Genomic DNA, 10,665 nt, shown 5'->3' with positions numbered 1-10,665 from the left:
CCCACTGACCACCAAAGCGATCAGCCGGGGTATTGCCATAATTGGCACTGGCTTTTAAAGCACCCTGTTGAGTTCTCAAAGAACAACCGCACACCTTCAACCGTTCCGCTTTCGCGGCCCGGCCCCCGGGGCACTCGCTCTACGTTACTCGGCCCGTCCGGCGTTGTCAACCGGTTTTTACCGGTTGACGCTGGTCTGACCTAGTACGGCCACCTTTGAGCCCGAGCCCACGACTGTGCCGTGGTCCCGTGATCAGAGGATTTGGCAGGACGGCCGCTGCGGATTTCTCCGCGGCCTCGCCCGTTTCCCTGCCGGCCCGGAGAACATTACCCGCTGGTTTCCGGGACCTCCAAATCGGGGTCTAGTCTGGCCCATCCCCGCAGGTCAGCGCAGCTAAACCCGGAAAACGGCAGGGGCGCCTCTCCGCCACGGCGCCCCTGTCCGACCCGGACCGAAACCGATCAGGCGAGCGGCTTCAGCGCCTCGCCCAGGCCGCGATGGAACGTCGGGTACGCCCAGATCTGGCTGAGCAGCGTCGACACCGGCACCTCGGCATGCACCGCGACCGCCACCGCGCCGATCATCTCGCCGCCCGACTGGCCCGCTGTCGTCCCGCCGACCAGCACGCCACGGTCGTGGTCGGCGACCAGCTTGAGGAACCCCTCGTTGCCCGGTCCGTGAACGAAGCCCCGCGACGTCTGGTTCAGCGGCACGTACCCGACCCTGACGTTCAGCCCCGCGTCCCGGGCCTGCTTCTCGGTCAGGCCCACGGCACCGATCTCCGGGTCGAGGAACGTGACCCGCGGCAGCGCCCGGTAGTCCGCGGCCGGCCCGCCCTGGCCGAGGATGTCCCGCACCGCGATATCGGCCTCGTACATCGCCATGTGGGTGAAGGCCCCGTGCCCGGCGACGTCCCCGACCGCCCAGATCTTGTCGCCGGCGCGCATCCACTCGTCCGTGGTGATGAAGCGAGCGGACGGGTCGAGCCCGACGCTGTCCAGGCCGAGCTGACCGAGGCGGGCGGTACGACCGGTCGCGATCAGCAGTTTCTCCCCGCTCAGCACGGTCCCGTCGTCGAGCGTGAGCTGGAAGGCACCGTCGTGAGCGACTTTTTGTGCGCGCACCCCGGTGAGGACGCGAACCCCGTCGGCGGCGAGAGCGGCCTCGGCGACCTGGCTCGACTCCGGCTCCTCCATGGCGAGCAGCCGCGGGGAGCCCTCGATCACGGTGACCTGGACGCCGAATCGCGCGTACGCCTGGGCCAGCTCGCAACCGATCGCACCGCCGCCGAGCACCAGCATCGACTCGGGGAGGGTGGCGGCTTCGACGGCCTCACGGTTCGTCCAGTACGGCGTACCGGCAAGCCCTTCGATCGGAGGAATGACCGCAGCCGTGCCGGTGGCGATGACCACGCCCCGGTCCGCGACGAACTCCTCGTCGCCGACGCGAACCCGGCCGGGCCCGACGATGGTCGCCGTCCCGCGGACGAACGTGCCGCCCTTGCCGGTGAACCGGTCGACGGCGACCTTGTCGTTCCAGTTGTCGGTGGCCTCGTCGCGGATCCTCCGCGCGACCGGCATCCAGTCCGGCTCCACCGTGGACTTCCCGGCCAGGCCGGGGATACGGCGGGCCTCGGCCAGGGCGTTGCCGGCTCGGACCATGATTTTCGTGGGGATGCAGCCCCAGTACGGACACTCGCCGCCGACCAGCCGGTTCTCGACACCGATCACGTTCAGCCCGGCCGCGGACAGACGACCGGCGACCTCCTCGCCGCCGACTCCGAGTCCGACGACCACCACGTCCACTTGCCGCGCTTCAGCCATGGTCACCAGCTAAGCAGAAATCGGCACGCCCGTGGCCGCGGAAACTTGTGAGTACCAGCGCAGGAGCGGCAGCGAACCGGTCGGGTCGAAATGCGTTGGGCACCGTTCCGGGAGCGTTCCCAGAAAGGCGATTCGTGGGGTGAGGCACCGGGTAAACGTCGCGGGGTCCACCGGCGAGGACGTTTTGACGGACGCAACCAGCCGGTGGACCCCTGCTCTCAGTCCCGCAGCCAGACTGCTTCGCCCCGGTGTGACTCCAGCGGCCCGGGATAGACGAGGTCGCGGCGTACCGGTTCGGGCAGTCGCCACGGCTGGTGCACCGCACCACCGGCGACGTCTTTCAGCTCGGGTACGTAGCGACGAACGTACACGCCTTCCGGATCGAACCGCTGCGCCTGCCGGATCGGGTTGAACCTGCGGTACGGCCTGGTGTCGTTCCCGGTGCCGGCCGTCCACTGCCAGTTCCCGGAGTTGTTCGGCACGTCACCGTCGAGCAGCCAGCGGGAGAACCATTGCAGCCCGGGACGCCAGTCGATGCCGAGGTGTTTGGTGAGGAACGCCGCGGTGATCAGTCGCGCCCGGTTGTGCATGAAACCCTCGGCGCGCAGCTGGCGCATCCCGGCGTCGACGATCGGGACTCCGGTCAGCCCGTCCTGCCAGTGCTGGAGGGCGTCCTCGTCGTATCGCCAGTCTTGATCCGCGGTGGGGCGCATGGCCTGCGTCGAAATCTTCGGGAACGCCGCCGTCACCTGGTAGTAGAAGTCGCGCCAGCAGAGTTGCCGCAGGTAGGCCTGTGCCCCAGGCGAGTCGTCGGACTTGACGGCCAGTGCCAGTTCGAGGGGCGAGAGGCATCCGAACCGTAGGTACGCGCTGAGCCGGCTGGTGTTGTCGGCGGCCATGTCGTCGTGCCCATCGCCGTACCCGGAAATGTTGGTGAGCCAATCGCGAAGCCGCAGGCGAGCCTCGGTCTCTCCGCCGGCGATGGCCTCGGGGGATTCGCCGTCAGGCGTTGCCGGGAGCGTGCCGGGCGCGATGCCGCCGGGCATGCTGATGGCGGGCGGGGTCGCCACGGTTTTTCGCCAGGCGGCTTTCTCCCAGGATTTGAAGTACGGCGTGAAGACCCGATACGAGTTTCCGCCGCCGCCCGGCCGCACCGCTCCCGGTGGCAGCACCGTGACGCCCGGAACGGTTTCCACCGCGAGCCGCTCGTCCCGGAGCCGCCGCTCCCGCCGCTGGGCGTAATCGGTCACATCGCCGGCCATGGTGATCGTCGAAGCGTTCACCTCGCGGGCGAGTTTGACCGTCTCCGCGACCGGGTCGCCTTCCCGGATCACCAGGTCGGCCCCGCGCTCACGGAGGCTTTTGCGCAGGTCGGCGAGGCTCTGGTGGAGGAAGCGCAGCCGGTTGGCGGAAAGGCCGGCCAGGCGTGGGTCGAGGACGAACAGCGGCACGATCTCGTCGGCGCCGCTGAGCAGCGGGTTGTCGTGGATCCGCAGGTCACGGGTGAACAGCGCGATCCGGGGGCTCATCTCAGGCCGCCAGTTGGACCGGCGTGCCTGGCCAGGTGAGCAGGCTCCGGACGGCGACCGCGGCCCGGCGGCGGTTGGGCACGGTGGCACGGCGGACGAAGACGTCATAGTCGGCCGCCTCGATCTCGTCGAGGATGCCGCCGTAGAGCTGGAACGCGGTGCGCATGCAGGCCTGCGAGGCGGGTTCGAGCAGCGGGATGCCGGGCGCGGCGGCCGCGTAGTGCTCGCGGGCCCGGTCGACCTCGGCCTTGATCAGCGCGCGGATCGGCGGCGTGGCCACTCGGGCGCGCAGGTCGTCGACGGTCACGCCGAATGCGGCGAGGTGCTCCTCGGGCAGGTAGACCCGGTCGCGGTCGAGGTCCTCGGCGACGTCGCGGACGAAGTTGGTGAGCTGGAAGGCGAAGCCGAGCTGGCGGGCCGGCTCGCGGGCGGCGACCGGGTCGGAGGTGCCGAGGATCGGCAGCATCATCGTGCCGATCACGGCGGCCGAGCCCTCCATGTATTCGAGTAGATCTTCGTAGGTCGGGTAGCCGGTGACCGTGAGATCCATCTCCATGCTGCGCAGGAACTTCTCGAAGTCCTCCAGGTCGAGCCCGAAGACCGCGATGGTGTGCAGCACGGCCGGGAGCAGCGGGTCATCGACCGGCTCGCCGCGCAGGCCGGCCAGGAACAACGAGGACCAGGCGTTGAGCTCGGCCGCGCGCTGGGCCGGCGGCTGGTCCTCGGTCCGGTCGACGATCTCGTCGGCGAATCGGGTGAATCCATACAGAGCGTGCACATGGCGGCGCTTCCAGGCCGGTAGCAACCGGGTCGCCAGGTAATACGTGCGGCCGTGCTCTCGATGCAGCTCACGGCAGCGCTCATAGGCGGCGGCCAGATCGGTTTCCATCCCGGTCCTCCCGGTAAATCGACGCACGAATCGACGCAACTTCCGAAAGTTAGGGTACGGTACTCAGCGTGGCCAATGACACCCTCGAGGGAAATCGTCTCAACGCGATACCCCGCCAGCAGGTCTCTCACACTGGGCTGGTGAACGCCGTCGAGGGAACTCTCGCCGACTTCATCGCCTCTCAGATCGCCGCGCTCGACGCGATCGACCCCACCCTCGGCGGCTTTGCACGGACCGCCCGTGACCTCGTCATGGCCGGCGGCAAGCGCCTGCGGCCGACGTTCGCCTACTGGGGGTGGCGTGGTGTCGCCGGCCCCACCGCCGACTCCGAGCCGCTGCTGCCGGCGCTCGGCGCGCTGGAGCTGATGCACACGTTCGCCCTGGTCCACGACGATGTGATGGACGACTCGGCGACCCGCCGGGGCCGGCCGACCGCGCATCGGATCTTCGCTGCGCAGCACGGTCCCCGCTTCGGCTCGTCGGCCGCGGTGCTGGTCGGCGACCTGTGCCTGGTCTGGGCCGACCAGCTGCTGGCCCGCACCCCGGTCGCGCCGGCCACCCTGCTCGAGGTGCGGACGCGGTATGACCGGATGCGCGTCGAAGCGGTCGCGGGGCAGTATCTGGACGTGCTCGGCGAGACCGACCCGGCGGCCTGGTCGGTCGAGCGCGCGCTGCTCGTCGCCCGGTACAAGACGGCCAGCTACACGGTGCACCGGCCGCTCGACTTCGGCCTCGCGCTGGCCGGCGTCGACGATCCCGAGGTCGCCGAGGCGTACCGGGTGTACGGGATGGCGGTCGGCGAGGCGTTCCAGCTGCGGGACGACCTGCTCGGCGTCTACGGTGACCCGGCGGTCACCGGCAAGCCGGCCGGGGACGACCTGCGCACCGGCAAGCCGACCGCGCTCCTCATGCTTGCTCGCCGGATGGCCACCCCGGCGCAGCTGTCCGAGCTGGACAATGCTGAAATCGACCGCAAGGCGCAGGTCGTCGCCGAGACCGGGGCTCCCGCCCGGGTCGAGGAGATGATCCGCGTCCGCGTCACCGAAGGTCTCACCGCACTCGCGTCCGCGCCGATCGACGCCGAAGCCCGGGGCGTGCTGATCGAGCTGGCCACCGTGGCGACGCAGCGCCCGGCATGATGAAATCCCCCACCCCTTGGAGCTCAGCCGTGCGTACTGTGACCGGACCCACCGATCGTGTCGTCATAGTCGGCGCCGGTCTCGCCGGCCTCTCTTGTGCCCTGCACCTCGCCGCGGCCGGTCGCGAGGTCACCGTCGTCGAGCGTGAGCCGGTGCCCGGCGGGCGGGCCGGCCGGCTCTCCGCCGGCGGCTTCGACTTCGACACCGGCCCGACCGTGCTGACCATGCCGGAGCTGATCGAGGAGCCCTTGGCGGCGGTCGGCGAGAAGCTCTCCGACTGGCTCGAGCTCACGCCACTCGACCCGGCATATCGGGCGTATTACCCGGACGGTTCCACGTTGGACGTGCGGACCGACACGACCCGGATGGCGGCCGAGATCGCCCGCGTCTGCGGCGCCCGGGAGGCCGACGGCTACCTGCGCTTCGTCGACTTCACCCGGCAGCTGTGGCAGCTCGAACGTGACCACTTCATCGATCGGAACCTCGACACCCCGATCGACCTGATGAACTTCAACCTGCTGAAACTGCTCGGCATGGGCGCTTTCCGCCGGTTGCAGCCGAAGATCAACGAGTACTTCCGGGACCCGAGGACCCAGCGGATCTTCTCGTTCCAGGCGATGTATGCCGGCCTGGCCCCGCACGACGCGCTCGCCATCTACGCGGTGATCGCCTACCTCGACTCGGTCGCCGGCGTCTACTACCCCAAGGGCGGCATGCACGCGGTGCCGAAGGCGCTCGCCGGTGCCGCCGAGAAACACGGGGTCACTTTCCGTTACGACACGACAGTCGAGCGGGTCATCACGCAGCACGGGCGGGCGACCGGCGTACTGACCTCCGGCGGTGAGGTGATCGAGGCCGACACCGTGGTGCTGAACCCGGATCTGCCCATCGCCTACCGTGATCTCCTCCCCGCCCGACGCCAGCGCAACCTGCGCTTTTCCCCGTCGTGCGTGGTCCTCCACATCGGATCATCACAGTCCTATTCCAAGATCGCACATCACAACATCCACTTTGGTACGACGTGGAAGCGCACCTTCGACGAGGTGATCAACCGCGGTCTGCTGATGAGCGACCCGTCACTGCTGGTCACGAACCCGACCCACACCGACCCGTCGTCCGCTCCCGACGGCAAGCAGACGTACTACGTCCTCGCGCCCACGCCGAACCTCGTCGCCGGCCCGATGAACTGGCGGGGCGGCCTCGCCGAGCGCTACGCCGACGAACTGCTGCGCACGCTGGAACAGCGCGGATACATCGGCTTCCGGGACGGCGTCGAGGTGGAGCGGATCATCACCCCGGCCGACTGGGCCGACGACGGCATGGCGGCCGGCACCCCGTTCGCCGCGGCGCACTCGTTCTCCCAGACCGGCCCGTTCCGGCCGTCCAATCTGCACCCGTCGCTGCCGAACGTGGTCTTCACCGGTTCGGGCACACAACCCGGCGTCGGCGTGCCGATGGTTCTCATCTCCGGAAAGCTGGCCGCGAGCCGCATCACACGGGGGATTTCATGAGCACATCGACACGCGAAGATCATCTCGTCGAGCTGGTCGACACGAACGGCACCGCTGTCGGCGCGGCCACCGTCTCCGACGCGCACCGCGAACCCGGTCAGCTGCACCGGGCGTTCTCGGTCTTCCTCCGGGACGACGAGGGACGCATCCTGCTGCAGCAGCGAGCCGCCGTGAAGACCCGCTTCCCGCTTCGCTGGGGCAACACCTGCTGCGGCCACCCGGGCCCCGGTCAGACGGTCACGGAGGCGGCTGGTCACCGTCTCTTCGAGGAAATCGGCGTACGGGACGTCGCGCTCACCGAAGTCGGCGTCTACACCTATCGCGCGGCCGATCCGGTCACCGGACGGGTCGAGCACGAATACGACCACGTGCTGCTCGGCGCGCTGCCGGCCGGCACGACCCTACGGCCGGACCCGGACGAGATCGCGGAACTGCGCTGGGTGGCGCCGCCCTCGTTACGGGCTGAGTTGTCGGCCGCTCCGGAGGCGTACGCGCCCTGGTTGTCCGGTGTTTTCGAGGTCCTCGCCAGAGCAACTGACACGGAGCGGTCAAGTGTCCTCCTCACGGAGCGGTCAGGTGGCCGATGAGGCCCTGAGCGCAGGCGCCGCGGCCCGCCGCTTGGGCGTAGCAGTCACCACCCTGCGCACGTGGCATCAGCGTTACGGTCTCGGGCCGAGTCGGCACGAGACCGGGCACCACCGCCGGTACACCCCCGACGACATGGACCGCCTGCAGGTCATGCAGCGGCTCACCGCCCAGGGCGTGGCACCGGCCGAGGCCGCCGCGTGGGCGCTCGCCCAGCCGGCCCGCGCCGACGCCCCGCAACCCCCGCCGGCGCACGACCAGCAGACGGCCGTGCGCGGGCTGACCCGGGCCGCGATGCGCCTGGACGCGCCGGCCATGCGGGACATCCTCCGCACCGCCATCCGCGACCGGGGCGTCATCGCCGCCTGGACCGACGTCATGACCCCGGCGCTGATCGGGGTCGGTGAGCGCTACGAGGCCACGCTGCGCTTCGTCGAGGTCGAGCACCTGCTGTCGCGGACCGTCACCGAGGTGCTGGTGGCCGTGCCGCACGCGTCCGGCAGCCCCCGGGTCCTGCTCGCCGCCGCCGACGAGGAACAGCACACGCTGCCCCTGGAGGCGCTGGCCGCCGCGCTGGCCGAGGGCGGGGTGCCGACGCGGATGTTCGGCGCCCGGGTGCCGTCTCAGGCGCTGCTGGACGCGATCGGGCGGACCGGGCCGGCCGCGGTGGTGCTGTGGTCGCAGCGAACCGCCACCGGCGAGGTCAGCCAGCTGACCCGGGTCCGGGACGCTCCGCACCCGCCGCTCGTGGTCGCGGCCGCCGGCCCGGGCTGGCCGCAAGGTGATCTGCCGACCGGGATCACCCGGCTGACCGGGCTCTTCGAGGCCGTCCAACTCCTCGCGTCCCTCTGACCCTTTACGTTTGCGCAGGTCAGCGGCGCGCGAACGAAAAAGGGGGTCCCGATTTGGAGACCGCCCGGTGGATCACATATGCTTTCCAAGCCTTCAACGGGGCGCGGTTGGGGCCAAGGCCACCAAGCGTTGCAGATCGGGTAGCCAACTCGATGTGTAATGATGGCGGATAAGCCCTCATCGTCTAGTGGCCTAGGACGCCGCCCTTTCAAGGCGGTAGCACGGGTTCGAATCCCGTTGGGGGTACTGGTAAGGTTTGCGGCGCAGGTCGCGAACTGGCCAGCAGTAAGACAGAAGTAAATAGCAAGGTCCTGTGGAGCAGTTGGAGTGCTCGCCGCCCTGTCAAGGCGGAGGTCGCGGGTTCAAGTCCCGTCAGGACCGCAAAGCACCAAGCGCGGCCAGGTAGCTCAGTTGGTACGAGCGTCCGACTGAAAATCGGAAGGTCGGCGGTTCGACCCCGCCCCTGGCCACCAGGCTCTTCGCCGGGCACTGAGCACCGTCCACCTGCGGAAACGCACGGTGGACGTTTTGCTTTTCCGGCCCTTTTGATCTCCGCGAAGTTGACCTCTGGTGACCGCGAATCGCTCATGATTGCCATCCCAAGTTGCACGTTCGCTGCACGCAGATCCGGCCCGCTCCCCGGCGTCCGCGCCGATCTCGGCAAGTGATCGGTGACACATCCTCCGAACCACGCCGCGCCCAAGAGACTCGGCGGCAAGCCGCGAAGCGGTGCGGCAGCCGATCGCCGGAACCAACGGCGAAGTCCAGCCGTGCTCAGCGATCGTCACGGCCCTGAGCATCCGTCTGGGCCGGTGCGCCGGCCGATGCCGGCCGAAGGCCGCCAGCAGGCCGAGCGCGGCCGGCCCGCGCCGCGCTTGCGCGGCGCCTTGATTCAGAAGAGAGCAATTCAGCAGTACTACCGGTCATGATCTGATCCTGTCCTGGTCCTCGGGCTCTACAAGCCGAGATCTAATGGGACGACAGACTTCGATCTTGCAATGCACACTGTGGATCCTGGACGCGCTGATCACGCAATGGCGAGACGGGTATGGGCGGTTCGAGCGTCGGGTTCACCGGCGAATCCGCGGGTGGTCTCCGAAGCGCCGGCTGATCGCCTTCGTGATCGCACCCGTACTCGGGCTCTGCTGCTGCGGTGGTCCGCTCGCCGTGCCCCTCGGGTGGGCGGCCCACGAGACGATCAAAGCCGGCAAGGGCGAGGTGACGCCAGAAGCGGCGGTGACGGTCTACTTGATGAGGCTCGGGTTCGGGTACCCCGCTGAGAACGAGCTCACGCTGTTCGACGACGACCACCAAGCCGAACTCACACAGCAGTGGACCGACCTGCGCGCCACAATGACGGCAGCGGCCCTGGGCGCTCCGGACACGCTCGATTTCACCGACCTGGCGTCGCACCCCAGAGGCTCAGACAAAGCCACCGTGACCGCGGAGGCCTCTGCCACCTGGTGGCACGTGGACGGTTCTGTCGGGGCGCTTCGGAGCACCCCGAAGCGCTGGAAGTTCGAGGCGCGCGAATGCGGCGGCTGGCGAATTTCGCGGGCAACCGCCCCGCCGTGGTGTGGGGCCGGCGGCTACGTCGTTCGGTGTGACCAGAGCGACCTACCCGCCGCGGCACCGAGCCCCAGCTCGTCACACGACCCTCTGCAAGGTCCTCGCGAGATGTTGCCTTGTGGTTCCCACGAGACCCATTCCCGGAGCTGCACTCATGCCCACCTGAGTAGGCGGCGGTTCGACGTGCTCCTAAGCCCCTTCCGCGCTCAAGTCGGCTGCACCGCCCCTCCCTTGCCGGCGGTTCGCGAAGCAACGTCCTGTCGTGCCGAATTGAGTGTTTCGGCTTTGGTCATGTGCGGCTGTATGTCATGACCCAGTTCGATTCCCAGGTCCGCCCATCGTCGATGGAGAATTCTTGTTCCCACCGGGCGGAGGAGGCCGTGATGTCGGACCAAATAAAATGCGCCTTGATGGGCTTGCCGTCGTGGGTATCATCGCCGTAGAAGTCGCCGCGTCCGTCGGCGAAGGTTCCTACTACCGGCGGATAGAGCAGGCCGGTGCGGCTGCTCGCCCAATAGATCGACCATTCCTTCCGCTCGACGTCGAACAGGCGCAGCGTGAGACCGCGGCTACCGAGGGACTCGAAGACGATCTCCTCGGTGTTTCCGCCACCATCAAGGACCGGCCAGCAGGTGCTGGTACCAGCGAAGTTCTCCCACTGGTCGCTACCGGCGAACAGGGTCGAGAGCCGACGGTTTGTCACGTTCCAGGAACCGATGAGAAAGTCGAAGTCGTTCACGTGGCGATCCTGACCGGCTACCCCTGACA

Annotated in this window: 8 protein-coding genes and 3 tRNA genes; 7 read left to right on the top strand and 4 right to left on the bottom strand. The window is 68.7% G+C overall.

What is annotated here, in order from left to right:
* Positions 1 to 461 precede the first annotated feature (461 nt).
* The 3 genes from ACH442_RS25075 to ACH442_RS25065 form a co-directional block, all read right to left on the bottom strand.
* Entirely contained in the window at positions 462 to 1,823 is a 1,362-nt protein-coding gene (locus ACH442_RS25075; RefSeq protein WP_396340518.1) for a dihydrolipoyl dehydrogenase family protein, read from the bottom strand.
* Between the two features lie 218 nt (positions 1,824 to 2,041).
* Positions 2,042 to 3,352 carry a cryptochrome/photolyase family protein gene (locus ACH442_RS25070; protein WP_396340517.1) on the bottom strand — a complete coding sequence of 437 codons (1,311 nt, stop codon included), beginning with the start codon at positions 3,350 to 3,352 and terminating at the stop codon, positions 2,042 to 2,044.
* A gap of 1 nt (position 3,353) precedes the next feature.
* Complete coding sequence (locus tag ACH442_RS25065; RefSeq protein ID WP_396340516.1) at positions 3,354 to 4,241, bottom strand: phytoene/squalene synthase family protein; 888 nt, start codon at positions 4,239 to 4,241, stop codon at positions 3,354 to 3,356.
* Between the two features lie 68 nt (positions 4,242 to 4,309).
* On the opposite strand from ACH442_RS25065, the gene ACH442_RS25060 reads away from it, so the two are divergent.
* The 7 genes from ACH442_RS25060 to ACH442_RS25030 all read left to right on the top strand — a co-directional run bounded on the left by ACH442_RS25060 (position 4,310) and on the right by ACH442_RS25030 (position 8,801).
* Positions 4,310 to 5,380, top strand: coding sequence for a polyprenyl synthetase family protein (locus ACH442_RS25060; RefSeq protein WP_396340515.1), 1,071 nt, complete (start codon positions 4,310 to 4,312; stop codon positions 5,378 to 5,380).
* 29 nt (positions 5,381 to 5,409) lie between these two features.
* The gene (crtI, locus tag ACH442_RS25055) at positions 5,410 to 6,891 is read left to right on the top strand and encodes a phytoene desaturase family protein (protein WP_396340514.1); all 1,482 of its coding nucleotides are present in this window, start codon (positions 5,410 to 5,412) and stop codon (positions 6,889 to 6,891) included.
* On the top strand, positions 6,888 to 7,478 hold the full coding sequence (gene idi, locus ACH442_RS25050; protein WP_396340513.1) for an isopentenyl-diphosphate Delta-isomerase: 591 nt from the start codon (positions 6,888 to 6,890) through the stop codon (positions 7,476 to 7,478). The genes crtI and idi overlap by 4 nt, the downstream gene beginning before the upstream one ends.
* Positions 7,468 to 8,328 (top strand): MerR family transcriptional regulator, encoded by an 861-nt coding sequence (locus tag ACH442_RS25045; RefSeq protein ID WP_396340512.1) that lies wholly within the window; start codon positions 7,468 to 7,470, stop codon positions 8,326 to 8,328. The genes idi and ACH442_RS25045 overlap by 11 nt, the downstream gene beginning before the upstream one ends.
* Positions 8,329 to 8,501: 173 nt before the next feature.
* Positions 8,502 to 8,574: transfer RNA gene (locus ACH442_RS25040), tRNA-Glu, on the top strand.
* Between the two features lie 61 nt (positions 8,575 to 8,635).
* Positions 8,636 to 8,709: transfer RNA gene (locus ACH442_RS25035), tRNA-Asp, on the top strand.
* Between the two features lie 15 nt (positions 8,710 to 8,724).
* Positions 8,725 to 8,801, top strand: a tRNA-Phe gene (locus ACH442_RS25030).
* 1,385 nt (positions 8,802 to 10,186) lie between these two features.
* On the opposite strand, the gene ACH442_RS25025 is transcribed toward ACH442_RS25030, so the two are convergent.
* On the bottom strand, positions 10,187 to 10,636 hold the full coding sequence (locus ACH442_RS25025) for a hypothetical protein (RefSeq protein ID WP_396340511.1): 450 nt from the start codon (positions 10,634 to 10,636) through the stop codon (positions 10,187 to 10,189).
* Positions 10,637 to 10,665: the final 29 nt, after the last annotated feature.

This window comes from Actinoplanes sp. NPDC020271 (genome assembly GCF_044388125.1).
In the GTDB taxonomy this organism is placed as follows: Bacteria; Actinomycetota; Actinomycetes; order Mycobacteriales; family Micromonosporaceae; genus Actinoplanes.
This window is presented reverse-complemented; position numbering and strand designations above follow the sequence as displayed.

Excerpts from the sequence above, each read along its gene's own strand:
- ACH442_RS25075 (WP_396340518.1), bottom strand. The coding sequence starts at position 1,823 with ATGGCTGAAGCGCGGCAAGTGGACGTGGTGGTCGTCGGACTCGGAGTC.
- ACH442_RS25070 (WP_396340517.1), bottom strand. The coding sequence starts at position 3,352 with ATGAGCCCCCGGATCGCGCTGTTCACCCGTGACCTGCGGATCCACGAC.
- ACH442_RS25065 (WP_396340516.1), bottom strand. The coding sequence starts at position 4,241 with ATGGAAACCGATCTGGCCGCCGCCTATGAGCGCTGCCGTGAGCTGCAT.
- idi (WP_396340513.1), top strand. The coding sequence starts at position 6,888 with ATGAGCACATCGACACGCGAAGATCATCTCGTCGAGCTGGTCGACACG.